The organism is Prevotella dentalis DSM 3688, assembly GCF_000242335.1.
Lineage (GTDB): Bacteria > Bacteroidota > Bacteroidia > Bacteroidales > Bacteroidaceae > Prevotella > Prevotella seregens.
This window is the reverse complement of sequence record NC_019968.1, coordinates 1,338,955-1,364,981: the sequence shown is the minus strand read 5'-3', so window position 1 is coordinate 1,364,981 and position 26,027 is coordinate 1,338,955. Positions and strand designations below refer to the sequence as shown.

The 26,027-nt window shown below is 58.8% G+C and carries 27 protein-coding genes; 10 read left to right on the top strand and 17 right to left on the bottom strand.

Annotation, left to right across the window (positions count from 1 at the left end; all coding sequences use genetic code 11):
- Window positions 1-41: 41 nt before the first annotated feature.
- From tpiA to PREDE_RS12945, 4 genes are all read left to right on the top strand, one after another.
- Entirely contained in the window at window positions 42-803 is a 762-nt protein-coding gene (gene tpiA, locus PREDE_RS14335; protein ID WP_005846002.1) for a triose-phosphate isomerase, read from the top strand.
- 102 nt (window positions 804-905) lie between these two features.
- The gene (locus PREDE_RS12955) at window positions 906-1,592 is read left to right on the top strand and encodes an SPOR domain-containing protein (RefSeq protein WP_027952035.1); all 687 of its coding nucleotides are present in this window, start codon (window positions 906-908) and stop codon (window positions 1,590-1,592) included.
- 14 nt (window positions 1,593-1,606) lie between these two features.
- Entirely contained in the window at window positions 1,607-2,188 is a 582-nt protein-coding gene (folE, locus tag PREDE_RS12950; protein ID WP_005845998.1) for a GTP cyclohydrolase I FolE, read from the top strand.
- 38 nt (window positions 2,189-2,226) lie between these two features.
- Window positions 2,227-3,027: an exodeoxyribonuclease III gene (locus PREDE_RS12945; RefSeq protein ID WP_005845996.1), complete on the top strand. Its 801-nt coding sequence runs from the start codon at window positions 2,227-2,229 to the stop codon at window positions 3,025-3,027.
- Between the two features lie 244 nt (window positions 3,028-3,271).
- Here PREDE_RS12945 and aspS read toward each other — a convergent pair whose 3' ends face one another.
- Window positions 3,272-5,029, bottom strand: coding sequence for an aspartate--tRNA ligase (aspS, locus tag PREDE_RS12940; RefSeq protein WP_044127007.1), 1,758 nt, complete (start codon window positions 5,027-5,029; stop codon window positions 3,272-3,274).
- Between the two features lie 135 nt (window positions 5,030-5,164).
- Here aspS and PREDE_RS12935 point away from each other — a divergent pair, with 135 nt between their 5' ends.
- The 3 genes from PREDE_RS12935 to PREDE_RS12925 all read left to right on the top strand — a co-directional run bounded on the left by PREDE_RS12935 (window position 5,165) and on the right by PREDE_RS12925 (window position 8,421).
- Entirely contained in the window at window positions 5,165-6,292 is a 1,128-nt protein-coding gene (locus PREDE_RS12935; protein ID WP_005845992.1) for a glycoside hydrolase family 88 protein, read from the top strand.
- A gap of 79 nt (window positions 6,293-6,371) precedes the next feature.
- Window positions 6,372-6,773 (top strand): DUF1573 domain-containing protein, encoded by a 402-nt coding sequence (locus tag PREDE_RS12930; protein ID WP_005845990.1) that lies wholly within the window; start codon window positions 6,372-6,374, stop codon window positions 6,771-6,773.
- Between the two features lie 181 nt (window positions 6,774-6,954).
- Window positions 6,955-8,421: an SLC13 family permease gene (locus tag PREDE_RS12925; RefSeq protein WP_005845988.1), complete on the top strand. Its 1,467-nt coding sequence runs from the start codon at window positions 6,955-6,957 to the stop codon at window positions 8,419-8,421.
- A gap of 651 nt (window positions 8,422-9,072) precedes the next feature.
- Here the strand turns inward: PREDE_RS12925 and PREDE_RS12915 are convergent.
- From PREDE_RS12915 to PREDE_RS12855, 13 genes are all read right to left on the bottom strand, one after another.
- Complete coding sequence (locus tag PREDE_RS12915; protein WP_005845981.1) at window positions 9,073-9,390, bottom strand: hypothetical protein; 318 nt, start codon at window positions 9,388-9,390, stop codon at window positions 9,073-9,075.
- Window positions 9,391-9,551: 161 nt separating this feature from the next.
- On the bottom strand, window positions 9,552-10,526 hold the full coding sequence (locus PREDE_RS12910; RefSeq protein ID WP_005845980.1) for a F0F1 ATP synthase subunit gamma: 975 nt from the start codon (window positions 10,524-10,526) through the stop codon (window positions 9,552-9,554).
- A gap of 9 nt (window positions 10,527-10,535) precedes the next feature.
- Complete coding sequence (gene atpA / locus PREDE_RS12905; protein WP_005845979.1) at window positions 10,536-12,122, bottom strand: F0F1 ATP synthase subunit alpha; 1,587 nt, start codon at window positions 12,120-12,122, stop codon at window positions 10,536-10,538.
- Between the two features lie 52 nt (window positions 12,123-12,174).
- Window positions 12,175-12,711, bottom strand: a complete 537-nt coding sequence (locus PREDE_RS12900) for a F0F1 ATP synthase subunit delta (RefSeq protein WP_005845978.1) — start codon at window positions 12,709-12,711, stop codon at window positions 12,175-12,177.
- 7 nt (window positions 12,712-12,718) lie between these two features.
- Window positions 12,719-13,231: a F0F1 ATP synthase subunit B gene (gene atpF / locus PREDE_RS12895; RefSeq protein ID WP_005845977.1), complete on the bottom strand. Its 513-nt coding sequence runs from the start codon at window positions 13,229-13,231 to the stop codon at window positions 12,719-12,721.
- A gap of 25 nt (window positions 13,232-13,256) precedes the next feature.
- Entirely contained in the window at window positions 13,257-13,502 is a 246-nt protein-coding gene (atpE, locus tag PREDE_RS12890; protein WP_005845976.1) for an ATP synthase F0 subunit C, read from the bottom strand.
- A 98-nt stretch (window positions 13,503-13,600) separates the two neighbouring features.
- Entirely contained in the window at window positions 13,601-14,668 is a 1,068-nt protein-coding gene (gene atpB / locus PREDE_RS12885) for a F0F1 ATP synthase subunit A (protein WP_005845975.1), read from the bottom strand.
- An 11-nt stretch (window positions 14,669-14,679) separates the two neighbouring features.
- Window positions 14,680-14,958 (bottom strand): hypothetical protein, encoded by a 279-nt coding sequence (locus PREDE_RS12880; protein WP_235777507.1) that lies wholly within the window; start codon window positions 14,956-14,958, stop codon window positions 14,680-14,682.
- A gap of 18 nt (window positions 14,959-14,976) precedes the next feature.
- The gene (locus tag PREDE_RS12875) at window positions 14,977-15,183 is read right to left on the bottom strand and encodes a hypothetical protein (RefSeq protein WP_005845972.1); all 207 of its coding nucleotides are present in this window, start codon (window positions 15,181-15,183) and stop codon (window positions 14,977-14,979) included.
- An 8-nt stretch (window positions 15,184-15,191) separates the two neighbouring features.
- Window positions 15,192-15,431, bottom strand: a complete 240-nt coding sequence (gene atpC, locus PREDE_RS12870) for an ATP synthase F1 subunit epsilon (RefSeq protein WP_005845970.1) — start codon at window positions 15,429-15,431, stop codon at window positions 15,192-15,194.
- A gap of 34 nt (window positions 15,432-15,465) precedes the next feature.
- Window positions 15,466-16,992 carry a F0F1 ATP synthase subunit beta gene (atpD, locus tag PREDE_RS12865; RefSeq protein WP_005845968.1) on the bottom strand — a complete coding sequence of 509 codons (1,527 nt, stop codon included), beginning with the start codon at window positions 16,990-16,992 and terminating at the stop codon, window positions 15,466-15,468.
- A gap of 136 nt (window positions 16,993-17,128) precedes the next feature.
- On the bottom strand, window positions 17,129-18,109 hold the full coding sequence (gene pfkA, locus PREDE_RS12860) for a 6-phosphofructokinase (protein WP_005845966.1): 981 nt from the start codon (window positions 18,107-18,109) through the stop codon (window positions 17,129-17,131).
- A 58-nt stretch (window positions 18,110-18,167) separates the two neighbouring features.
- Window positions 18,168-19,517 (bottom strand): SLC13 family permease, encoded by a 1,350-nt coding sequence (locus tag PREDE_RS12855; protein WP_005845964.1) that lies wholly within the window; start codon window positions 19,515-19,517, stop codon window positions 18,168-18,170.
- Between the two features lie 740 nt (window positions 19,518-20,257).
- Between PREDE_RS12855 and PREDE_RS12850 the strand changes: the two genes are divergently transcribed.
- The 3 genes from PREDE_RS12850 to tatC are packed head-to-tail and all read left to right on the top strand — an operon-like array spanning window position 20,258 to window position 22,704.
- Window positions 20,258-21,676 carry a glycoside hydrolase family 28 protein gene (locus tag PREDE_RS12850; protein WP_005845962.1) on the top strand — a complete coding sequence of 473 codons (1,419 nt, stop codon included), beginning with the start codon at window positions 20,258-20,260 and terminating at the stop codon, window positions 21,674-21,676.
- 60 nt (window positions 21,677-21,736) lie between these two features.
- Window positions 21,737-21,964: a Sec-independent protein translocase subunit TatA/TatB gene (locus PREDE_RS12845; protein WP_005845960.1), complete on the top strand. Its 228-nt coding sequence runs from the start codon at window positions 21,737-21,739 to the stop codon at window positions 21,962-21,964.
- Entirely contained in the window at window positions 21,961-22,704 is a 744-nt protein-coding gene (tatC, locus tag PREDE_RS12840) for a twin-arginine translocase subunit TatC (RefSeq protein ID WP_005845958.1), read from the top strand. Before PREDE_RS12845 ends, tatC begins: the two co-directional genes overlap by 4 nt.
- Before the next feature lie 13 nt (window positions 22,705-22,717).
- On the opposite strand, the gene tsaA is transcribed toward tatC, so the two are convergent.
- The 3 genes from tsaA to PREDE_RS12825 are packed head-to-tail and all read right to left on the bottom strand — an operon-like array spanning window position 22,718 to window position 25,982.
- Window positions 22,718-23,386, bottom strand: a complete 669-nt coding sequence (gene tsaA / locus PREDE_RS12835; protein ID WP_005845956.1) for a tRNA (N6-threonylcarbamoyladenosine(37)-N6)-methyltransferase TrmO — start codon at window positions 23,384-23,386, stop codon at window positions 22,718-22,720.
- 21 nt (window positions 23,387-23,407) lie between these two features.
- Complete coding sequence (locus tag PREDE_RS12830) at window positions 23,408-24,118, bottom strand: phosphatase PAP2 family protein (RefSeq protein ID WP_005845954.1); 711 nt, start codon at window positions 24,116-24,118, stop codon at window positions 23,408-23,410.
- A 10-nt stretch (window positions 24,119-24,128) separates the two neighbouring features.
- Entirely contained in the window at window positions 24,129-25,982 is a 1,854-nt protein-coding gene (locus PREDE_RS12825; protein WP_005845952.1) for an LTA synthase family protein, read from the bottom strand.
- Window positions 25,983-26,027 lie beyond the last annotated feature (45 nt).

Below are 26,027 nucleotides of genomic sequence, written 5' to 3'. Positions count from 1 at the left end.
TGTTATCATAGCATAAGTTTCATTTAAACAAAAGAAAGAAAATGAGAAAGAAAATCGTAGCAGGCAACTGGAAAATGAACGAGAACCTGCAGGAGGGCATCGCCCTGGCCAAGGAAATCAACGACATGCTGGTGGCAGACAAGCCCCATTGCGGCGTGGTCATCTGCACGCCGTTCATCCACCTGGCCAAGGTGGCCGACGTGCTCGACCAACGCGTGGTGGAGCTGGGCGCCGAGAACTGCGCCGACAAGGACAAGGGCGCCTACACGGGTGAGGTGTCTGCCGCCATGGTGAAGTCCACCGGCGCACAGTATGTCATTCTGGGCCACTCCGAGCGTCGCCAGTACTACGGCGAGACCGCTGAGATTCTGAAAGAGAAGGTTCAGCTGGCTCTGGCCAACGGACTGAAAGTGATTTTCTGCTGCGGCGAGACGCTCGAGGAGCGCGAGGCAGAGAAGCAAAACGAAGTGGTAAAGGCCGAACTCGACGGCTCCGTGTTCCATCTCACGGCCGAGGAATGGAAGAACATCGTGCTGGCCTACGAGCCCATCTGGGCCATTGGCACCGGCAAGACCGCCACTTCCGACCAGGCCGAGGAGATGCTGGCCTACATCCGCTCGATCGTAGCCGACAAATACGGCAAGGACGTGGCCGAGGACACCACCATTCTCTATGGCGGCAGCTGTAAGGCCAGCAATGCTCCCGAGCTGTTTGCCAAGCCCAACATCGACGGTGGACTCATCGGCGGTGCCTCGCTGAAGGCTGCCGACTTCAAGGGCATCATCGACGCTTGGAAGAAGTAACCACCTGTTTCTCAAGACACAGGGCTTGGCACCCGGCCCCGATGCACGCACAAACGGAGCGTCGGGACGGGGCCAGGCCCCTTGTTGAGCATTGACATGAAGATGAAAAGATTCATCCTACTGACGGCGATTGCGCTGGTTTCTGCACTGACGGCACACGCGCAGACTTATCTGGAACACCTGCAACAGAGCAAGGCGGGCCAGGGCAAGGTGACCGTGACGCAGAGCAAGGCCATAGACGCGCTGGTGAACGGCACCACAAATGCCGACAAGCCGGCCGCCAAACCCGCCACGCCGGTCACGAAACCTACGGTTCCCACCACCGCCAAGACCCCGCAGGAGGCCAGGACGCCGGGCAGGAACGAGGCCGCGCGCAACGTCGAGAACACGGTGCCCACGGAAAAAGCGAATGCGGCGGAGAAGCCCCGCACGGCCGAGAAAGCCGAGAACCGAAAGCCCGACAGCGACGACGACGAGATGAGCATCCCCACCATCGACATGCGCAAAAAGGTGATGCGCGACGCCCGCAAGGTGACAGGCTACCGCGTACAGGCCTTTGCAGGAGGCAACACGCGCATGGACAAGCAGAAGGCACAGCAGATTGGCGAGGCTATCAAGATGAAATTCCCCGACCAGCCCGTCTACGTCCACTTCTATTCGCCGCGCTGGATTTGCCGCGTGGGCAACTATCGCAGCTATCAGGAGGCGGAGCACATGCTGCGGCAAGTCAAGGCGATGGGCTACAGTTCGGCCACCATTGTGAAAGGAATGATTACGATTCAGTATTAGGATAACCGGCAGACATGAATCCAGAAACAGAGTTTCGCGACGGGCTGGACGAGCTCGCCGCCCATTACCGGCAGGTGCTGGCCCTCCTGGGAGAGGATACACAGCGCGAGGGACTGCTCAAGACGCCCATGCGCGTGGCCAAGGCCATGCAGGTGCTCACGCGCGGTTACACCCAGGACGCCCACAAGGTGCTCACCGACGCACTCTTCAAGGAGGACTATAACCAGATGGTTATCGTCAAGGACATCGACTTCTACTCGATGTGCGAACACCACATGCTGCCCTTCTTCGGCAAGACACACGTGGCCTATATCCCCAACGGATACATCACCGGACTGAGCAAAATAGCACGCGTGGTCGATATTTTCAGCCACCGCCTACAGGTACAGGAACGGCTCACACAGCAAATCAAGGACTGCATTCAGGACACGCTGAAGCCCCTCGGCGTGATGGTGGTGGTCGAGGCACAGCACATGTGCATGCAGATGCGGGGCGTGGAGAAGCAGAATTCCATCACCACAACCTCCGACTTCAGCGGCGCATTCAACCAGGCCAAGACGCGAGAGGAGTTCATGAACCTGCTCCGTCAAAGATAGTTTTCAGCAACAGGCAACAACCAACAAACCACAGAAACATGAAATTCATCTCTTGGAACGTCAACGGGCTGCGCGCCTGCGTCAAGCCCAAGACCGACGATGCCGGCAACGTGACCAGCAAAGGCTTCGAGGCCTACTTCAAGGAACTGGACGCAGACTTCTTCTGTCTGCAAGAGACCAAGCTGCAGGCCGGACAGATCGACCTGCAGTTCGACGGCTACCAGTCCTATTGGAACTATGCGGAAAAGAAAGGTTACAGCGGCACGGCCGTCTTTACCCGCCACGAACCGCTCGGTGTGACCTACGGAATCGGCAAGGAGGAACACGACCACGAGGGGCGCGTCATCACGCTGGAATATCCCGACTTCTACCTCATCACCTGTTACACGCCCAACTCGCAGGACACGATCAAGGGCGAACTGAAGCCTCGCCGGCTGGGCTACCGCATGACATGGGAGGACGACTTCCGCGAATACATGATGCGACTCGACAAGAACAAGCCCGTCATTATGTGCGGCGACCTGAACGTGGCCCACGAAGAGATGGATCTCAAAAACCCCAAAACCAACCACAACAATGCCGGATTCACCGACGAAGAACGGGAGAAGATGACCACACTGCTGGGCAGCGGCTTTCTCGACTCTTTCCGCATGCTCTACCCCGAACAGGTGACCTACAGCTGGTGGAGCTACCGCATGCGTGCCCGAGAGAAGAACACGGGCTGGCGCATCGACTATTTCATCACCTCTGACCGGCTGCGCGACCGCATTGCCGATGCCAAAATCCACACCGAAATCATGGGCAGCGACCACTGCCCGGTAGAATTGGACCTCAAATAAAACTGCCCTGCACTTTTGAATTATGAATTATGAATTTTGAATTGAGCAGAGCCAGAGCTCAAGTAAGGCGGCCCTACAATTTTGAATTTTGAATTATGAATTTTGAATTGAGCAGAGCGGAGCTCTAATAAAACCGCCCTACACCTTATTATATATAGCTCACAGCGACGGTTCACCGGGGCGAAAACAACAATCCCGCAGATGCACAGGCACCTGCGGGATTGTTGTTGATGGATGAATGGAGTTATTTTTTCAGGTCTACGCGAATCTGAAGCTCGTCGAGCTGCTTGTCGTCGATCTGCGAGGGAGCGTCGAGCATCACGTCGCGGCCGCTGTTGTTCTTCGGAAAAGCAATGCAGTCGCGGATGCTGTCGAGCCCGGCCATGATGCTTACAAAGCGGTCGAGGCCGAAAGCCAGGCCGGCATGGGGCGGTGCGCCATACTTGAAGGCATTCATCAGGAAGCCGAACTGTGCCTCGGCACGCTCGCGCGTGAAGCCCAACACCTCGAACATGCGCTCCTGCAACTGGGTGTCGTGAATACGAAGACTGCCTCCACCCACTTCGATGCCATTGCACACGAAGTCGTAAGCCTTGGCGCGCACCTGCTCGGGATGCTCGTCGAGCAAGGGAATGTCGTCGGGATGGGGCATGGTGAAAGGATGGTGCGTGGCCATGAGCCGCTGTTCCTCGTCACTCCATTCAAAGAGCGGGAAGTCGACAATCCACAGGCATTTGAACACATTTTTGTCGCGCAGGCCCAGCCGGTCGCCCATCTCCAGGCGCAGGCTGCAAAGCTGAACGCGTGTCTTGTTGGCGTTGTCGCCCGAGAGAATCAGCACCAAGTCGCCGTCCTTGGCCCCCATCTTCTCCTTGATGTCAAGCAGCACCTCGAGACTGTAGAACTTGTCGATGGAGCTCTTGACGCTGCCATCGGTTCCGTATTTGATGAACACCAGCCCCTTGGCACCCACTTGCGGACGCTTCACAAAGTCGGTAAGCTCGTTCAATTGCTTGCGGCTGTAGTCGGCACAGCCGGGCACACAGATGCCGCCAATATAGGCAGCCTCGTCGAAAACAGAGAAGCTGCCCTTGCCGGCAAAGGCATCCTTGAGCTCCACGAACTCCATGCCGAAACGCAGGTCGGGCTTGTCGGAGCCGAAACGACGCATGGCTTCGTGCCACGTCATCTGCTCCAGCTTGGGCAGTTCCACGCCTCGAATCTCCCGGAACAGATGGCGCGCCATGTCCTCGAAGAGGTCGATCACATCGTCCTGATCCACGAAACTCATCTCGCAGTCTATCTGCGTGAACTCCGGCTGACGGTCGGCACGCAGGTCTTCGTCACGGAAACATTTGGCAATCTGGAAGTAGCGGTCGAACCCGGCCACCATGAGCAGCTGCTTTAATGTCTGCGGACTCTGGGGCAAAGCATAGAACTGGCCGGGATTCATGCGCGAGGGCACCACGAAATCACGGGCTCCCTCGGGAGTGGAACCAATGAGAATGGGGGTCTCCACCTCCATGAACCGATGGCCGTCGAGGAAGTTACGGATGAGAATGGTCATGCGGTGGCGCAGCTCCAAGTTCTTGCGCACAGCAGCACGACGCAGGTCGAGATAGCGGTATTTCATGCGGAGGTCGTCGCCGCCGTCGGTATTGTCTTCGATGGTGAACGGGGGCGTCGCCGCCGGACTCAACACGGAGAGCTCACGGACAATGATTTCGATGTCGCCGGTATCCATCTTGGCGTTCTTGCTCTGACGCTCGCTCACGGTGCCTTTCACCTGGATGCAGTATTCGCGGCCCAGTTTGTTGGCCTGGTCGCAGAGGGCTTTGTCGTCGGCTTCGTTGAACACAAGCTGCGTGATGCCATACCGGTCGCGCAGGTCGACAAAGGTCATGCCGCCCATCTTGCGGGTGCGCTGCACCCATCCTGCCAGCGTCACGTCTTTTCCTTTATCCGAGAGCCGCAGCTCCCCACAGGTATTTGTTCTATACATATTTATAAATATGATGATATAATAATGACGCAAAATTACTACTTTTTTGCGAAAGCGGGAAAAAATAAATGCCAAACTTAGGCGGACGTATTTATTTTTCGTATCTTTGTTGCTGGTTAAAAACAAGCAAAAAACATGCGAAAGAAACTGCTGCTTCTCACCTTTCTGTTCCTGTCTGCGGCCGCCATGGCCCAGACTGCGGGCGAGGTGCTGGCCACTGCACAAAAGGCCAACCGCTATTTCATGACGAAATATGCCGACCCCACGCGGCCCACATTTGTCAAAAGAGAGCGGCCCAGCAACCTGTGGACACGTGCCGTCTATTATGAAGGGCTCATGGCCCTGCAAGAGATAAGCCCGGAACAGCAGCAAGTGGACTATGCCTTGCAGTGGGCCAACTTCCATCAGTGGTCGCCACGAAACGGGGTGGCCACCACCGATGCCGACGACCAGTGCTGCGGCCAGACCTATCTGATGTTGCTGCCCTATACCGAAGAGGGCGGCTCCGGGCTGACAGACAAGCTGCGCGAGAATCTGGACCACCAGATGGCTACGGGCCGGCACGACTACTGGACGTGGATAGACGCCATACAGATGGCCATGCCGCTCTATGCCATGATGTACAAATACACCGGCGAGCGCAAGTATATGGACTATGCCATGGAGAGCTATCGGTGGAGCCGCAACACCTGCGGAGGAGGCTTGTTCAACGAGGCAACGGGGCTATGGTACCGCGACAAGGACTATGTGCCGCCCTACAAGGAGCCCGACGGCAAGGAATGCTACTGGAGCCGGGGCGACGGATGGGTGTATGCCGCGCTGGTGCGCGTGCTGGAGACCATCGGCAAGAAAGACAAATACTACGATGAGCTGAAGAAAGATTTCCTGCTCATGAGTAAGGCTTTTGCCGGCTGCCAGCGCGCTGACGGACTATGGAACGCCAGCCTTGTCTCGACCAACTATGAGGGCAAGGAGCTCACGGGCTCGGCACTTTTCCTCTATGGCATGAGCTGGGGCATCAGCCAAAAACTGCTCAAAGCCAAGGATTACCGCCCCGTCTGCGACCGCACATGGAGGGCCTTGGAGCGCGACTGCGTGCATGCCGACGGCTTTCTGGGCTATGTGCAAGGCACGGGTAAAGACCCATCGGCCGGCCAGCCCGTCACCTATACCAGCGTGCCCGACTTTGAAGACTATGGCACCGGATGCTTCCTGCTGGGAGCTGCGGAATACTATAAATTAATCAAAGACGACCGAAAATGAATCAGAAACGGCCGCCGGGCCTGTAACTTTTGCTCCGGCGGCACGTCTTATCATGAATGAATCATCAAAAAGAAAGCGTATGAAAAGACTTATCATGGTAGCAATCCTCGCGATTGCGGGCTTGAATATGGCCTTCGCACAGGCACAAATCAAATTCGACAAGCTGTCTTGCGACTTGGGCTCATTCCCGGAAAGCAGCCCCGTACAGAAATGTACGTTCACCTTTACCAACGTGGGCGACCAGCCCCTCATCATCAATCAGGCCGTGGCCAGCTGCGGATGCACCGTCCCCTCCTACACCAAGACGCCTATCAAACCCGGCGAGAAGGGAACCATCTCCGTCACATACAACGGCAAGGGCAAGTTTCCCGGCCACTTTAAAAAGACCATCACCATACGCACCAACGGCGTACCAGAGATGACCCGCCTCTACATTGAGGGCAACATGAAAGAGGATCAAGGCGGCAGCAACACCCAATAACCCCGAAATCCCATGCTCTGTCTGCACCGGACGGCGGCATGGGATTCCGGATTTTACCCCTCCTCACAGCCTTAACCACAAACAACAACGACCTGACCTCGGTGGGCCGACCACCTAAACCTTGCGACCCAACCTGCCACACACAACACAAATTATCTATAAAACCTAAACTATTTACATTATGCAAGAAACCGTCAAGAAGGTTCTCACGGGCGATTTTCACAAGAAAAAAGCTTTCTGGTTCCTCCTCACCGCACTCCTTACCCTGATTGTATGGAACCTGCCCATCGCTGTTTTCGGCATCGAGGGGCTCACCGTTGTACAGCAGCGCGTCATCGCCATCTTCGTCATGGCCGTCATGCTGTGGCTCACCGAGTCGATACCGGCTTGGGCCACATCGGTCACCATCATCTTTGTACTGCTCTTTTGCGTGAGCAACTCCTCGTTCAAGTTCATGCAAGGCTCTGAGGGCGAATACGGGCAGCTCCTCGACTCCGTGGGTATCATGGCCTGCTTTGCCGACCCCACCATCATCCTCTTCCTCGGTGGATTCATTCTGGCCATCGCCGCCACCAAGTCGGGACTGGACGTATGGATGGCCAAGACGTTGATTCGCCCGTTTGGCAAGAAGAGCGAGAATGTGTTGCTGGGCTTCCTTCTGATTACAGGTGTCTTTTCCATGTTTATCTCCAATACCGCCACGGCGGCCATGATGCTCACATTCCTCACGCCGGTGTTCAAGTCGCTACCGGCCAACGGCAAGGGCCGCATAGCCCTGACGATGGCCATTCCCATCGGCGCCAACCTCGGCGGCATGGGCACACCCATCGGCACACCGCCGAACGCCTTTGCCTATAAAGTGCTCAACGACCCTGCCGGACTCAACATGAACATCGGTTTCGGCCAGTGGATGATGGTCATGGCCCCGCTGGTAATCATACTCCTGGCCATTGCCTGGCTACTGTTGCGCAGGTTCTTCCCGTTCTCGCAGAAAACCATCGAACTGGAAATTGCCGGCGACATGCATCGCAACTGGCGCACCGTGGTGGTGGGCATCACCTTTGCCGCAACCATCCTGCTATGGATTTTCGGCAAGCAGTTCGGCGTGAACGCCAATACCGTGGCCATGCTTCCCATCGCCGTGTTTGCCTTTACCGGCGTCATCACAGCCAAAGACCTGCAGGACATCGACTGGGGAGTCATCTGGATGGTGGCCGGCGGATTCGCCCTCGGCATGGCCATGAATGGCACCGGACTGGCCAAAGTGGCCATCGAGTCCATCCCTTTCGGTGATTGGAGCCCCATCGTCATCCTGATTATTTCCGGTTTGGTCTGCTTCTTCCTCTCCAACTTCATCAGCAACACCGCCACGGCGGCCCTCATGATACCCATTCTTACCGTGGTGTGCGAGGGTATGGGCGACAAGCTGAACATCATCGGCGGCACACCTACCGTGCTCATCGGCATTGCCGTGGCAGCCTCAGCCGCCATGTCGCTGCCAATCTCCACACCGCCCAACGCCATCGCCTACTCCACCGGTCTCATCCAGCAGAAAGACATGGTCAAGGCCGGTCTGGCCACAGGCCTCATCTCATTGCTCATCGGTTTCAGCTTGCTCATCATAGTGGGAAAGGCCGGAATACTCTAAACAGATTTCCTTTCAAGACAACGGGAAGTGAACATTGACGGCCGTCAATTTGTCCAAGACAACGGGAAGTGAACGTTGACGGCCGTCGATTCGTCCAAGACAACGGGAAGTGAACATTTCCCGCAGGAAATTCGTCCAAGACAACGGGAAGTGAACATTTCCCGCAGGAAATTCGTCCAAGACAACGGGAAGTGAACATTTCTCGCGGGAAATTCGTTCAAGACAAGGGGGTGTGTCTCTACAAGCAAACCTCCGTTATCTTGTATTGACACATCCCCCTTTATCAGCAAAACGCCGCGGACGATTAGTAAAGTTTAAAGTCAAACTTCACGTCTACCGTCTTTTTCTGCGGGCTGTCCTCCGTGAACACGCCCTCCAATTTCCCGTCTATGCCAGGCCACTGGTGGGTTCTGTACTTAATCGTGAGTCCTTTCTGATATTCTATTTTATCATCCAACATCGCTGTAAACGTCTCCCAGCGGACACGAGTGGGCTTCGGCTGCGTCGGGTGATAAACCACCTTGTTGCCAGTCCTCTGATTCTTGATTTCTATGTAACAAGTGCTCTCAGACTGCACTCCCCCTGTTGCATTTAGAGAATATATCACTGTATTCGATGTCTGCAAGTCATTAATGTGCAGAAACAGCGTCACTACAGAGCCTTGTTCTCCACAAGTTTCACCTCCCAATCAAGGCTGTTCTTCTCTGTCTCCCCGAAGCCGGTACGTTTAAATTCGTACAAAGACTTATCAGAGCTCACCATTTCATTCCTGTCGTCCATGGAAACAGGGATGCCGTTCACCTTTCCCTGAACATAACTCTGGTGACAAATCGTTTCCGCGGAATGGTCATCCGAACTGCATGCCGTTGCGAATATGCTTAAAACAAAAGCAAAACCAACAAGCCAAAGGGCATTTTGTTTAATCCTCATACTTAAAAAATCATTAAAAACAGTTGCAAAGTTAAGCATAAAATATGATTGACAAGGATTCATCAACCAAGTTTCTTATAAGATAATCCTATTGCAGCTCCTCGAAACAGCATGGAGCTTGCGGACCAATACAAGCGTGGGGTACGGCCTGATAACCGTACCCCACGCTTGTTGGTATTGTGATCGGTGTGCGTGCAGCGTCAGTTGTTGACGCTGCCACCCACAATGTCGAGCAGCTCGCTCGTGATGGCGGCCTGTCGGCTCTTGTTGTATTGCAGGTTGAGGCCGCGCAACAGCTCGTCGGCATTGTCGGTAGCCGTCTGCATGGCCACCATGCGGGCGGCATGCTCCGAGGCCGTACTGTCCAGCAAGGCCGTGTAGACCATCAGGTTGAGCAGCTTGGGGATGAGCACCGAGAGCACCGACTCCTTGTCGGGCTCCACGATGAAGTCGTCGTTGAGCGGCTTCACCTCGGTCTGCGCACCCTGTCCACCCACATGTCCTTTCCTGCGGAGATACTCCTGCGCCTTGGCCGTGACCATGTTGGAAGAGAGGTCACGGTCGTTGTAGGCCCCAATCTGTTCGGTCGAGAGGTCGATGGGCAGGAACATGCGCCGGGTGAGAATCTGCGTGCCGGCACTCTTGAAGTGGTGATAAATCATCTCCACCTTGTCAAATTCGCGCCGTGCAAACTTCCCGGCAATCTCCGTAGCGATGGCCGCGCAGTCTTTGGCGTTGGGCTTCTCGGCCAGCTCCATAAAGTCACCGGCCGGCTGATAGCCCAGCTTGCTCACCTTTTCGGCCACCCGTCGCCCTATGGGATAGATGGTGATGTCGGTAATGCCGAGGGCCTGGTACTCGCCAATCGTCTGCTGCATCATGCGGATGACGTTGCTGTTGAACCCGCCGCACAGCGAGCTGTTGGACGAATAGACAATCAGCGCCACCCGCTTGATGTCGGGCCGATCCTCGTCGAAAGGACTCTGCGCATCGGGCATGGACACCAGAAAAGCCTTCAGAATATGCTCCAGCTGATTCTCATAGGGCAGCATGTTCTGTATGGCCGTCTGGGCATGGTGCAGCTTCGACGAAGCCACCATCTTCATGGCACTCGTAATCTTGCGGGTGCTTTGGACGGATGCGATGCGCGTTTTGATCTCTTTTAATGACGGCATAGGCTACCCTCACTTTTTAAACTGTCCGGCAATGTTGGCCATGACGGCCTCGATGGTCTTGATGTCGTCGTCCTCCAGCCGACCGTCGGCCAGCGTGTCGAGCACTGTCTGGTGCTGTGAGCGCATCTGCTCCAGAAACTGGTCCTGACAGCCGCGCACCTGCTCCACCGGCACGTCGTGCATCAGTCCGTGCACGCCGCAATAGAGGATGGCAATCTGTTCGCCCACCGGCATGGGGCTGTACTGGGGCTGGATGAGCAGCTGGTTGTTCTTGCGTCCGCGGTCGATGGTCATGGCCGTCACGGCATCCATGTCGCTCGAGAACTTGGAGAAAGCCTCCAGCTCACGGTACTGCGCCATGTCTATCTTCAGCGTGCCGGCCACCTTCTTCATGCTCTTCACCTGCGCCGAACCGCCCACACGCGACACCGAGATGCCCACGTTGATGGCCGGACGGAAGCCTTGGTTGAAGAGGTCGGTCTCCAAATAAATCTGTCCGTCAGTGATGGAGATAACGTTGGTCGGGATATATGCCGACACGTCGCCGGCCTGGGTCTCGATGATGGGCAGGGCGGTGAGCGATCCACCACCGCGCACATGACCCGTCATGCAGGTGGGCAGGTCGTTCATCTGCTCGGCCACCTCTTGCTGATCGTTGATGCGCGCGGCACGCTCCAGCAGTCGGGAGTGCAGGTAGAACACGTCACCGGGATAAGCCTCGCGGCCCGACGGGCGCCGCAGGATGAGCGACACCTCGCGGTAGGCCACGGCCTGTTTCGAGAGATCGTCGTAGACCACGAGGGCGTGATAGCCACGGTCGCGGAAGTATTCGCCGATCGCGGCACCGGCAAACGGCGCATAATACTGCATGGCCGCAGGGTCGGCGGCGGTGGCACTCACGATGATCGAGTAAGGCAGGGCGCCGTGCTCTTTCAGGGTCTGCACGAGGGCGGCCACGGTGCTGGCTTTCTGGCCGATGGCCACATAGATGCAATACACGGGGCGACCGGCCTCATAGTTGTCCTTTTGGTTGATGATCGTGTCCACGGCCACGGCGGTCTTGCCCGTCTGGCGGTCGCCGATGATGAGCTCGCGCTGGCCGCGCCCGATGGGAATCATGGAGTCCACGGCCTTGAGGCCCGTCTGCAGCGGTTCCTTCACCGGCTGCCGATAGATCACGCCCGGCGCCTTGCGGTCCAGCGGCATCTCGAAAGCCTCCGTGAGGTCGATGTCTCCCTTGCCGTCGATGGGCTCGCCCAGCGGGTTGACCACGCGGCCGAGGAAGTTGTCGTTCACCCGGATCGAAGCGATGCGGTGGGTGCGCTTCACCGTCTGGCCCTCCTTGATACCAGCCGTCGGGCCCAGAAGAATGCAGCCCACATTGTCTTCTTCCAAGTTCATGACAATGGCCATCGTGCCGTTCTCGAACTCCAGCAGCTCGTTGGCTTCGGCATTGCGGAGGCCATAGATACGGGCCACGCCATCGCTGACGGTCAGCACAGTGCCCACCTCGTCGAACTGCTCGTCCGAGTTGACATCGGCCAACTGCTTCAGCAGCACCTCTGACACTTCGCTTGGTTTTATTTTATCTGACATTTGTTTGTTTTTGATTAAAGGATGAAAGCAAGGAGGGCAGCCCTCCTTGTCCTTACTTACGGAGTTGTACCAGGATGCTGTTCAACTTGGACTTCACGCTGGCATCCATGCGATACGTGTCGTACTCGAGGATGAATCCGCCGAGGATGTCGGGATCCACCTCTGTGTTGAACTCTACGGTACCATGAGTCTTGCGCTCCACCATCTGCTTCATGCGGCGTTCCGTCTCGGGCGACACGGGCACGGCAGTGGTGAGCTGGCCTCGGGTGATGTTCTTCTGCTTGCGGTAGAGCGTGACATAAGCGTTGGCCATCAGCTGCAGGGTGCTCTCCCTCTGCTCCTTGAGCACAAGCTGCAGAAAGCGGCTGGTCAGTCCCGTGGGTGTTCCCCCGACGGCCGTTTCCAGCACCATCCGCTTCTTGTCCCTGCCAAGCATCGGGTTGTCTATCGTGAGGCGCAGCCCAGGCACCTGGAGATAGCTCTGTGCGAGCGTCTGCATCTCCCGGTAAACCTCAGCCTCCCGTTTCTGCTCCACGGCACTTTTGAGCAGTGCCCGGGCGTATCTGACCGATATTACACCTAAATCCATAGCCTGCTTATTGGTTGTCTGCCGGTTCCGTTGCAGAGACTTCGTCCAGCAATTTGTCTATCAATTCCATCTGCTTGTCGTCTGACGAAAGCCGCTCGCGCACGATTTTCTCGGCTATTTTCACCGAGAGCTCGGCCACCTGGGCCCGTATTTCACGGATGGCCTGCTGCTTCTGCGCCTCGATTTCGCTCTTGGCGTCGCTGAGCAGCCGGGCTCCCTCCTCCTTGGCTTGGCCCTGGGCTTTCGCAACAATGGCTTCGCGGGTTTCGGTGGCCTCTTTCAAGATGGCGGCCTGTTTCTCGCGAGCTTCCTGCAGAATGGATTCCCCTTCCTGTTGTATGTTGGCCAGCTTCTCATTGGCTTCGTGCGCCTTCCGCAGGCTTTCGTCAATGTAGTTCTTGCGCTCCCGCACCATGTTGGTGATGGCGGGGAAGCCCCATTTCCACAAGACGGCAAGCACCACGAGGAAGACTATCGTCATCCAGAAGAGCAGACCAGTACTTGGCATTAATAAATCCATACGCAGTATGTCCTGTTTTCGACGGTTAGATGCAGAGGAAAGCAACCACGACTGCGAACAGGGCAACGCCCTCGATCAGCGCGGCAGCCACAATCATGTTGGTGAAAATCCTGCTCATGACCTCCGGCTGACGGGCCATGGCATCCATGGCCTGGCCGCCAATGCGACCGATACCGATACCAGCGCCAATAGCGGCAAGACCTGCGCCTACACCGGCGCCTAACTTTGCAATGCCGTCAGCAGCGGCAGCGAATAACAATGTTGAAATCATAGTTCTAAAATTTTAATGTTATTATCTTCAATGTTTTGTTTTCTATTGCTTGAACCTCGGGCTCCTCCTGCCCGAATCGCCCGTTCCGTCCCAGCCGTTCAGGCCTCGGCCCTGGCACGGGCCAGGCCGATGAAGATGGAGCTGAGCATGGTGAACACCATGGCCTGAATGAAGCAGACCAGAAATTCCAGGCACATCATGAAGACGCTCATCAGCACGCTCAGCGCCGTCATGCCGTAGAACGTGGGCCCGCCGATGACTGCCACCACGAAGATGATGCAGGTGAGCGACAGCGCGATGGCGTGTCCGGCCATCATGTTGGCGAAAAGTCGGATCATCAGGGCAAAGGGCTTGGTGAAGATGCCCACGAACTCGATGAGGGGTATCAGTGGGAAAGCCTTGAGAGCCAGAGGCACGTCGGGCCAGAAAATGTCCTTCCAGTAGTGCCTCGACCCGCTGAACTGCGTCACGACAAACGTGCACAGGGCCAGGAAAAACGTCACGGCGATGTTGCCTGTCACGTTGCCGCCGCCGGGCGGGAACGGCATGACGCCCATGAGGTTACAGGTGAGGATGAAGAAGAAACACGTCATCAGATAAGGCGAATACTTCTCGTAGCCCTCGCCCACGCCGGGCTTGACGATGCTCTCCTCGACGTAGCTCACGAGCATTTCCACCAGTCCCGTGAAACCGCCGGGGGCCGGGTCGCTGGCCTTGTGGCGGCGGTACCAGCGGGCCGGTATCAAGATGCAGAGCAAAAGCAGCGCGGCATCGATGAACATCACAGCCACCGTCTTGGTGATGGAAATGTCGAACGGACGGATCTCCGTGCCTCCCGCCACCTCGACCACCTTGCCGGCGTTGTCGCCCTGGGTGGCTATGGCCAGGCCGAACGGCCCTTGGCGGTAGCCCTTGGCGTCGGGCTCCTCGGCAAAGCGGGCCGTGCTGAACACATGCCACCCCGTGGAGCTTTTCACAATCACCGGGAGATTGATGATGACGTGCTTTTCGCCGATGTCCGTCACGTGCCACTCGTAGGAGTCTTTGATGTGTCCCACCACGATTTGCGACGTGTTCAACTTGCCCCCACCCTCCTCGGCGGCTCCCGCAGGAACGCCGAGCAGCATGAGCATCAGCACACAGACCATCTGTTGGATGTATTTCATTTGAATGCGTATTAATGTTTGATTTTCAGTGTTACCGCCATCATCACCGCATACATGACGAGCATCATCACGGCGAACGCCTTGGCCTGGGTTGCACTCTGGGCTATCAGCAGGATATAAGTCCCAGTCACCGTCAGCACGAGCACCACGCGAACCACGGCCATCAGTATGTAGAACTTGGGCAGTTCGGCCGGCGCATGCTTCTTCACGAAGTCATAGCCCAGCACCCACGCCCCGCCCAGCAGGGTGAAAAGCAGCGCGGCGAGAAAGAGCATCCACGGCGAAACCATCGTCTCTTCGTCGGCGGGTCACCGCCCGTTACGGAAACGCCCCACCACGGCCATGGCCACCAGCCATGCCGCCAGCACGGCAAACGCCACGATGCACAGTGTGCCGGCATGGGCCATCTGCCCCGTCACGTTCAGCCCCAGCAGTGCGGCGAGGGCCGCGCCCGCTATCAGCTGTATGCCCGTCTTGCGTATGTTGCGAATGGATTTCAAGGGTTGCGTCTTCATTTCCCGGGCTACACCTCCACGCAAAGGCTCACTTCGTTTTGCTTCACCTCCACGAATCCACCTTGCACCTGGAGTTCTTCGGCCCTGCCTTTCGCCTTGTATTCCACCTTGCCTTGGCCCAGCGACGAGATGATGGGCGCGTGGTTGTCCAGTATCTCGAAGCTGCCGAGTGTCCCGGGCACCGTCACACTGTCCACCTCTCCGTCGAACACCACTTTCTCTGGCGACACGATTTTCAACTTCAGCATAAGCTCTCCTATATATAATAAGGTGTAAGCATCATCAGCCCTTGGCCGCCTCGAGCAGTCTCTTGCCCTTGGCAATGGCGTCTTCAATGGTTCCCACGTTCATGAATGCCTGCTCGGGCAGGTCGTCCACCTGGCCGTCGAGGATGGCATTGAACCCCTTAATGGTATCCTCGATGCTCACCATCACACCTTTCACACCGGTGAACTGCTCGGCCACGGCGAACGGCTGCGACAGGAATCGCTGCACACGGCGCGCGCGGTTCACCACGAGCTTGTCCTCGTCCGAGAGCTCGTCCATGCCGAGGATGGCGATGATGTCCTGGAGTTCGTTGTAGTGTTGCAGCGTCTCCTTCACGCGCTGGGCGCACTCGTAGTGCTCCTTGCCCACAATCAGTGGGTCGAGAATACGCGAGGTGCTGGCCAGCGGATCCACGGCCGGATAGATGCCCAGCTCGGTAATCTTGCGGTCGAGCACCGTCGTGGCGTCGAGATGCGAGAACGTGGTGGCGGGGGCCGGGTCGGTCAGGTCGTCGGCCGGCACATACACGGCCTGTACGGAGGTGATGGATCCTTTCTTGGTCGAGGTGATGCGCTCCTGCATGGCACCCATTTCCGAGGCCAGCGTGGGCTGGTAGCCCACGGCCGACGGCATGCGGCCCAGCAGGGCCGACACCTCGGAGCCCGCCTGGGTGAAGCGGAAGATGTTATCGATGAAGAACATGATGTCGGCCGGTGCGCCGTCCTTGCCGCCGTGGTCGCGGAACTCCTCGGCCACCGTCAGCCCCGACAGGGCCACCGAGGCGCGTGCCCCGGGCGGCTCGTTCATCTGTCCGTAGACCAGCGTGGCCTGCGACTTCCGCAGTTCTTCGGGGTCCACGAGCGAGAGGTCCCACTTGCCTTCGTCCATGGCCTTGCGGAATTTCTCACCGTAACGAATCACGCCCGACTCGAGCATGTCGCGGATGAGGTCGTTGCCCTCGCGCGTGCGCTCGCCCACACCGGCAAACACCGAGTAGCCGTCGTGTCCCTTTGCAATGTTGTTGATGAGCTCCATAATGAGCACAGTCTTGCCCACGCCGGCCCCACCGAAGAGGCCTATCTTGCCACCTTTCATGTAAGGCTCCAGCAGGTCGATCACCTTGATGCCGGTGGCCAGCATCTCCTTGTGGGTGGAGAGCTCGTCAAACTTCGGGGCTTCGCGGTGGATGGGGTAGCTGCCCTGCATGTCGAGCGGCTTCATGCCGTCGATGGGCTGGCCGATGACGTTCATCATGCGGCCCTTGATCTGCTCGCCGGCGGGCATGGTAATGGGGCTGCCCGTGGGCACGGCCTCCAAGCCGCGCTGCAGTCCCTCGGTGTTGTCCATGGCCACACAGCGCACCGTGTCTTCGCCGATATGCTGCTGCACCTCGATGATGAGGTCCTGACCGTCGGGACGCTTCACTCGCAGTGCCTCGTAAATCTTAGGCAGCACCTTCTCCGAGTCCTGGCCCTGCGTGTCGAAATACACGTCGATGACCGGCCCGATAATCTGGGAGATGTGCCCACTCATTTGTGACATAAGCTATGATTCTATAATGTTAGACTTGTTCTTTGCCTGTCGTGCGCACCGGGTGCATGCCCGTGCACGTCTTACTTGCAAAAATACGCTTTATTTCTTATATGTCGAAAACTTTTTAACAAACTTTAGTTCCATGCTAAATGCTCAGTTCGCCAAGCACTTTAATGAGCTTGCGGTCGAAAGGCTTGTCCGACCGGATGGCCTCCGAGAGGGGCACGTAAGTCACTTCATTGTTGTGGATGCCCACCATCACGTTGCGCTGGCCCTGCATGATGGCCTCGATGGCACCTACACCAGTGCGGCTGGCCAGGATGCGATCGTGGGCCGACGGACGGCCGCCGCGCTGCAAATGGCCGAGGATAGACACGCGCACGTCGTAGCCGGGGAACTCCTTTTTCACGCGGTCGGCATAGTAGAGGGCACCGCACTTGGGGCTCTCCGACACGATGACGATGCAGCTTTTCTTGGACTTGCGGATGCCGCGCTCCATGAACTGGGCCAGCTGGTCCACGTCGGTGGAGTCCTCGGGAATGATGGCGGCCTCGGCTCCGCTGGCTATGGCAGCATTCTGAGCCAGAAAACCGGCGTCGCGGCCCATCACCTCGATGAAGAAAATGCGCTCGTGGCTCTGTGCCGTGTCGCGGATACGGTCCACGCATTCCACGATGGTGTTGAGCGTTGTGTCGTATCCAATGGTGGTGTCGGTGCCGTAAAGGTCGTTGTCGATGGTGCCGGGCAGACCGATGCAACACATGTCATAGGCGCGTGCAAACTCCATGGCGCCCGTGAGCGAGCCGTTGCCGCCGATGACAATCAGCGCGCCTATCTCCTCCTTTTCCATCGTGGCGTAGGCCCGGTCGCGCCCCTCGGGCGTGGTAAATTCCATGGAGCGGGCCGTCTTCAGGATGGTGCCGCCCTGCATGATGATGCCCGACACGTTCTCTGTGGTGAATGGTTTCACCTCGCCGTTGATGAGACCGTCGTAGCCGCGGTAGATGCCCTTAATTTGAAAACCGTTGCAAATGCCTGCGCGCGTCACGGCGCGGATGGCCGCATTCATGCCGGGGGCGTCGCCTCCGGAGGTCATCACACCGATTGTCTTGATTCTTTTTACCATGATATGTTGTTTTATTGTTGTTCTTTCTTCTCTTGCCCGAGCCTCCGCCGGCCGGCCGTCAGAGCACCATGGCCAGCAGCAGGCCGAACCCTGCCAGTGCGCCCACGGCCGCTTTCCACCCCACCTGCTTGAAATACCAGCCCACGTGGACACGCTCGGCCCGTATCAAGGCCACACCGGCCACCGAGCCGAAGACGAGCACGTTGCCACCCACGGCCGAGGCATAGGCCACAAGTTTCCAGTAGAGGGCGTTGGTCTCGCCCGAGGGGTTCAGCGTGATGAAGCTCGCCGCCGTGGCAAAATTATCGAGCACGGTGCTCGCCACGCCCGCCCCGAGGCCCATCATCCAGTCGGTGGCTCCCAGCCGTTGCAGGAAGTTCCAGCAGTCGGCCAGCGCACCCGTCTCCCTCACCACGCCGAGGGCCAGCATCATTCCGAAGACGAAGAGAATGGTTTGGTGGCTGGCATAGAACAGGGCCGGGGGCACGCGACGCTCGCTCAGCCCTCCCATGTTGAGGAGCTTGCGGTTGAACAGCTCGTTGACCACCCACAGCACACTCAGCACACAGAGGGCGCCGAGGAAAGGACTCAGCCGCGTGATGTTGTGGAACGTGGGGATAAACCACAGCCCTCCGATGCCCACAATGAGCATCACCAGCCGCTGCCACGTGCTCAGCCGGGTGTCGTCGCCCCGATAGGGCATCGTTACCCACTCGGTCTCCACGCGATCGGGCAGCACGCGCCCTATCCACCAAGTGGGCAAAGCCCACGCCGCCAGGCAGGGCAGGGCCAGCGAAAGCGAGTAGTCGGTGGGTGTCACCAGTCCGTTGTTCCAGAGCATGAGGCCCGTGGGGTCGCCAATCACGGTGAGCGCCCCGCCGCAGTTGGCCGCCAGCAGGATGGCCGATCCATAGACCATGCGGGCGCGACGGCTCAACACAATCTTGTGCATCACCATGAGCATCATCACCGATGTGGTGAGATTGTCGAGGTTGGCAGATATTAATAAGGTAACGACAGCCAGTGTCCAGAGCATGCGCTGGCTGCTGCGTGTCTTGAGCAACTGGGCGATGAAGTCGAAGCAGCCGTTGTTGTTCAATATCTCGACGGTGGTCATCGTGGCCAGCAGGAAAAGTACCACCTCACAGGCCCGGCCCACATATTTCAGAAAAACGCTGCCGGCAATGAACTCCTTCACCACAACGCTGGTCGACGGCCGGCCGCTCAGAAAGAGCAGATAGTCGCCGGCATGCTGGCTCATCACGAAGTCGGTGCCGAAACAGATGTAGAGCACCCAGCCCACCGTACAGGCAAAGACAGCCACCGCCGCCTTGTTGACGTTGGTAAACTCCTCGGTGGCGATGAGCAAATAGGCCAGAAACAATATGCCGACAATGGCGATGGTCATTCTTCGAGAGGCTTTTAATGTTTGTCTTTAGTGACGTGGCAAAGATAAATAATAATCCTTAATATTGCAAAAGATAACCCAATTTTTATATTGGTTTAACGCGAGACGGATTGCACGGGCCGGGCCGGCACGGGACGTGAGGCGGCCCATGGCTTTCCTGCAAGACGGAGATTGTAGGGAGTGCAGGGGGAGATCGCAGGGGGTGCAGCGCGGGCCGCCGCCGCCCGGCACCCGTCATGCCCCAAGCCCTGCGCCGCAGTCCCCCACCGATGGCGGCGCAACGGCCGTGCGACGACGGCGCAAACGCAACGCGATAACGCCGTAAACGCAACGCGATAACGGCGCAAACACCACGCGACAACGCCGTAAACGCAGCGCGATGGCGGCACGAACAAAATGCCATGACGAACCAGCGGGCCGCCGGCAGAGGCCGATATTGGCGCAGGGGCCGGGTTTGAACCGTGGCCAAAAAGGCAGCCACGGGCCCCGCACGCCCCACCCGACTCTCGCCTCTGCCACCCCGCCCCACCCCAAACGTGCCGGAACCGCACAACAAACTTGGCCATTCGCTTTCTTCTTCCGCGCTTTTTCGTAACTTTGCAAACAAGCAAAGGCTACATCAAAACAGCGGCCACACGCCGGCACACTGCCCCAAGCACGCCGACATCCTGCCCGCGACACATCGGCACACCCCCCGCAACACACCGCCTCCCCAGGCCCAACCATTAAAAACAACACGTATGAAACAAATCATCCTGACCGCCCTGGCCCTGCTCCTGACCGCCCCGACATGCGCCGAGGGCACACCGACTGGCGGCTACGACCGCTACTACACCAACCTGCCCAAGCCCATGCCCACGCCAAACGCCCCGGCAATACCCAGCCTCAGCGTGAGCCTGAAGGACTACGGAGCCGTTGGCGACGGCCTGACCATGAACACCCGGGCCTTTGCCAAGGCCATGGCCGACCTGGCCAAACGGGGTGGCGGCCACCTGAACGTGCCGGCCGGCATCTGGCTCACGGGGCCCATCGTGCTCAAAGACAACATAGACCTGCACTTGGACCGCAACGCATTGATACTCTTTTCGCCCGACAAACGCGACTTCCTGACCGCCACAGACGGCAAGGCGGCCAAGGTCGTGCCCTGCCTCAGCGCCTCGAAGCGCAGCAACATCGCCGTGACCGGCGAGGGCATCATCGACGGCAACGGCGAATACTGGCGGCCCGTGAAGCGCAGTAAGGTGAGCGACACGGAGTGGAACCAGTACCGCGCCATGGGCGGCACGGTGACGGCCAAGGGCGACCTGTGGTATCCTTTCGGCCTGAAACACGAGCCCGACGTGGCCGAAGACCATGAGGCGCAGGAGCGGATGCGCCAGCACCTGGTGCGGTTCACCGACTGCCGGCGCGTGCTCGTGCAGGGCGTCACGCTGCGCAATGCGCCCCGGTTCCACCTGGTGCCCCAGCGGTGCACCGACGTCATCGTGGACGGCATCACCGTGGCCTGCCCGTGGAACGCACAGAACGGCGACGCCATCGACATCGGAAACTGCCGCAACGTGCTCATCGTGAACAACACCATCAATGCCGGCGACGACGGCATCTGCATGAAAGGAGGTGCGGGAGCCAAGGGGGCGGCCGACGGGCCTTGCGAGAACATCAACATACAGGACAACCGCGTGTACCACGCCCACGGCGGTTTCGTCATCGGGTCGGAATTCAGCGGCGGCATGAACAACATCTACGTGCACCGCAACACCTTTGCCGGCACCGACACCGGACTGCGCTTCAAGAGTGCAACGGGCCGCGGAGGAACCACGCGCGACATCCATATCTCGCAGATTTACATGACCGACATCAAGGACGAGGCCATCGTTTTCGAGTGCGACTACACCGACAACCACGTGGGGGCCGGGGCGCAGAAGAATGCCGAGACGGACTTCCTGCCCGAATTTACCGACATCCACATCAGCGACGTGGTGTGCCACGGGGCCCGGACGGCCATCAAGGCCCGGGGGCGGCAGGGCATGATCCACGGCATCGGCATCAGCCGCAGCACCCTGCTCTACACCCAGACAGCCGCCGACATCGGGCCCGAATGCGACGTGCGGCTCGACGGCGTGGTGCTGAAAGACTTCGGAGAATGGGCGGGAAAGTAGGCGGCGCGGCCGAAAAACACTATCTTTGCAACCAAGACAACGATTAAAAACCATACGACTATGTTTGGATTGAGTACTACGGAGCTTGTCGTCATCGTGCTGATTGTCCTGCTGCTCTTCGGCGGAAAGAAGATTCCCGAACTGATGAGGGGACTGGGCAAGGGCGTGAAGAGCTTCAAGGAAGGCATGAACGAGGTGGAGAAAGACCTCGGCGTGGACGACGGGCAGCCGGACGACAAGCCGAAGCCCACCGCACAGACGGAGACGAAAGCGCAGGAAAGGGAATGACGTTCTGGGAACACCTGGACGTGCTGCGGGCCGACCTGTTCAGAATGCTGCTGGTGGCCGCGGTGTGTGGCGGCGTGGCCTTTGCGGGCAAGGAGCCGCTGTTCGACCTCGTGCTGGCCCCGGCGCATGCCGATTTCGTGGTCTACCGGCTGATGCACGCCGGGCCGTTCAGGCTGGAACTGGTCAACGTGGGGCTCACAGAGCAGTTCATGGTGCACGTGCGCACGGCGTTCTGCGTCGGGTTGCTCATGGCCTCGCCCTACCTGGTTTACGTGCTTTACAGCTTCGTGCCCCCCGCACTCTATCCCCGCGAGCGGCGGCTGGCGCGCCGCATCGTGCTGGGAGGCTACGCCATGTTCGTGGCAGGTGTACTGGTCAACTATTTCATCGTCTTCCCCCTCACCGTCAGATTTCTGGGCACCTACCAGGTGAGCAGCGACATACACAACCTGCTGTCGCTGCAATCCTACGTGGACACGCTGCTGATGATGAGCCTGGTCTTCGGCATTCTCTTTGAGATTCCCGTCGTGAGCTGGCTTTTGGCCCTCTTCGGACTGCTGCAATCCGAGTGGATGCAACGCTACTGGCGCCATGCGCTGGTGGTCATTGTGACGGTGGCAGCCGTCATCACCCCCACGGGCGACGTGTTCACGCTCGCCGTGGTATCGCTCCCCATCTGGCTGCTCTATGAGGCCAGCATCTTGATTGTGAGGGCGGTGGAGCGAAAAAAATCATTGTAACCCGAACGTTTCCTCACTCCAGCACGGTGAGCAAGCCGTCGGCCGAGACCCTGAAATGGATGTCGCGGCCCTCGAAAGGCATGCCATAGACCCTGGTGGGCGACTGCTGATAGTGGGGTCGAGGGTCGAGTTCGAGGGTCTTTCGCAGGGCGGCCAGCTGGCGCGCACTGAAAGACGCGGCCACCGCCGGCGGTATTTCGACCTGCAGCCGGCGGACGAGGGTGGTATCGGCAAAGCCCGAACGGGCCCCGGCGTGGCAGTCGGCATAGGCCACGTAGGGCTTGATGTCGTAGATGGGAGTGCCGTCCATGAGGTCGGCCCCAAGCACATGGATGACGGGGCCGCGGGCCGTCGCCCACTCCACATGCGACAGCCGTACCGACGAGAGCCCCAGGGCGTTGGGACGGAAAGGCGACCGCGTGGCAAAGACGCCCATGCGCACGTTGCCCCCCAGCACCGGCGGGCGCACCACGGGGCTCGTGGCCCCGTGCGGGTTGGCCGAAAACTCCCAGATGAGCCAGAGATAGTCGAAGGCCTCGATGCCGCGCAGGGCGTCGGCATTGCGGTATCGGGGCTCGAAGACGACGGTGCCCTCGAGCTCCTCCACGAGGCCGCTCTGCTTGGGAATGCCGAACTTCGACAGGAAAGGGGAATGGAAACGGGCGACGGGATGAATGTCCATGGCGGATAAGAAAACGGGGGATTAGGACGGATAGACGCCGATGGCGAGGATGAGCATGAGTGCCGTCTCGGACCAGCACACGATGACCGGCACGTACATCTGCGGCGAATTGACCTGGCTGGGCTTGAGCGTCTCGCACGTGCGGCGCATGGAACGCTGGAACACATAGTAGACAACGCTCGCATTGAACAGCCCCAACAGGGTGCCGGCCAGCAGGTCGCCCACGTAGTGCACGCCGAGATAGGCCCGCGAGTAGCACATGAGCAGGGCCCAACCGGCCATGGTGAACGACAGCAGATGCCGTCGGAACACGTAGATGACAAAGAAAGCGGTGCCCCAACAATTGGTGGCATGGGCCGAGGGGAAGCCGAAACGGCCGCCCCGATAGCCATCGACGATGTGAATGAGCGGCGATATGGGGTTGTCGAGGTTGGCCGGACGCATGCGCCCTATCATGCCGCGGATGAGCGAGGAACACACTTGGTCGTTGATGACGAGCAGCAGAATGCCCACCACAAGACAGGCCACATTGACGCGCCAATGGAAATTGCGGAACATGACCAGCACAAAAGAGAGATAGAACGGTATCCAGATGAAGCGGCCGGAAAACAGCATCATGAACGTGTCCCAGTAGTCGTTGTGGCAACCGTTCACGGCCAGGGTGAGGCGGGTGTCCCAGTCGATGAGCGTCTGGAGGATGCCAAGCGGGACGCAGAGGGTGTGGAAAGTCATTCGGTGGGGCTTATCTTTGGGCTATGTCGTCAAAAAGAATTTGGGTGAGGGCCTTGCCATAGTCGAGCCAGAGGCTCTGCTGCGGGCCGTGGCCGTAGACCTTGCGCTGCAGCTTGTGGTCGTAGACCACGGAGCCTTGGGCGTGGGCCAGGCCGAAACCGTCGTTCATCATGAAGAAAGCATAGTGGGGAACGGCGGGGTTGAAGAGGTCCTTGGAGAACGGCGTGCCGCGGTAGGCTGGATGGCGGCGGCCTCCGTTGAGCTGGTTGAAGAGCGTGGCCATGATGTCCTGCTGGGAGCCGTAGGTGCCTATCACGGACGGACGGCCCACGGCCCCGCCCATCCATATCAGCGGAATGTGGAAGCGCCAGGGCTTGAAATTGTCGGCATCAGCAGGCCAGGCGCCCAAATGGTCGGGCACGAGCACCACCAACGAGCGGCGCCAACGCCCCGACCGCTTGAGATAACCGACGAAACCGCCCACGCAACTGTCGGCATAGGCAAAGGCATTGAGCACCTTGTCGGCATGGTGGTGGTAGGGCACGTCGAACGGTTCGTGGGAGCTGGAGGTCTGGATGACACGCAGCGTGGGACGGTTCGTGGGGCGTTCGCGCGCCAAGTCAGCCTCAACGCGGCGGAAGAGCAGGTGATCGGGCACGCCCCACTTGCTCACACGGGCCGACACGGGGAAGTCCACGTCCTCGGTGATGCGGCTGAAGCCCTGATTGACCAGGAACGATCGCATGTTGGTGAAGTCGGCGTCGCCACCATAATAATAATGCAGCCGGTAGCCCAGCACGCGCGACAGATTCTCGCCCAGCGAGGGAATGGCGGCCGTCTTGCGGGGAAACTTCATCAGGCTGACCGTGGCCGGAGCCGGATAGCCCTGCAGGATGGAGAGCAGACCACGGTCAGTGCGGAAGCTGTTGGCATAGAAATGAGAGAACCAAAGGCCCTCGCGCTTCAGCCGGTTGAGCGTGGGGGTGATGCCCGGCTGCCGGGTCAGCGTGTCGGAAAAACTTTCCAAGACAATCAGGTAAACGTCGGGACGCTCCACGGCAAGCACGCAGGTGTCGGGCGTTGCCGCCGCCGTGTCGAGTCGGTTGAGCTGGCCGACCAAGGCCCGGGCACGCCCGTCGTCCATGTAGCGGTACTGGCTCTTGAAGTCTTCCTGGTGGCTCACGCTCTCCAAAAAGGAGAAGAGGGGGTTCACGGCCGCGTGGTTCAGCGTCTCGTTGTCGGAAAAATAAGCCTTGCCTGTGTTCATGGTGGCTACGGAGAAACCGCCGCGGATGGGCAGGAACAAGGCTGCCACCACGACGAGCATCAGCGGCACGCCCCACCACCGGGCGGGAGCGAGGGCGGCCGGAAGGAAGAAACGGCACGCCTTTCTGAACGCCCAGGCCATGAAAGCAGCCGCCACGGCCACGGCCGCCACGCCGCCCACGGCCTGCCACCACGCCACGCTGGCCATGGCATCGGCCGGTGAAGACGTGATGAAGAAGATGGGAGTGGCGTCCAACGGGAACCGCCAGTAGCCATAAAGGGCACAGTTGGCCACGAAAGCCAAGGACACAAGCAGCGACCCCAAGGCCAGCCAACCCTGTAACAAACGGCCCAGCCAACACTCGGCACGCGCAGAATGGAGCGCACGCAAAGGCAACGCCGAGACCAGCAACAGCAGTCCGGGCAGGGCCGAAAGATAGCCGGCCATGGAGAAATCGAGTGGCAAGCCGTGCCATACCACAGAGAATGTCTGGGCCAGGCCACCGGCATAGAGCAGAAGAAACACCGGCTTCTGCAGCATCATCAACGCTGCCCACAAAACAAAGATGGTGAGCAGCAGCAGAATTTTCTTGTTCAATGTCTGTCGTTTTGGGAAGTGCCGGGACGGGATCCTTGCGTGCCG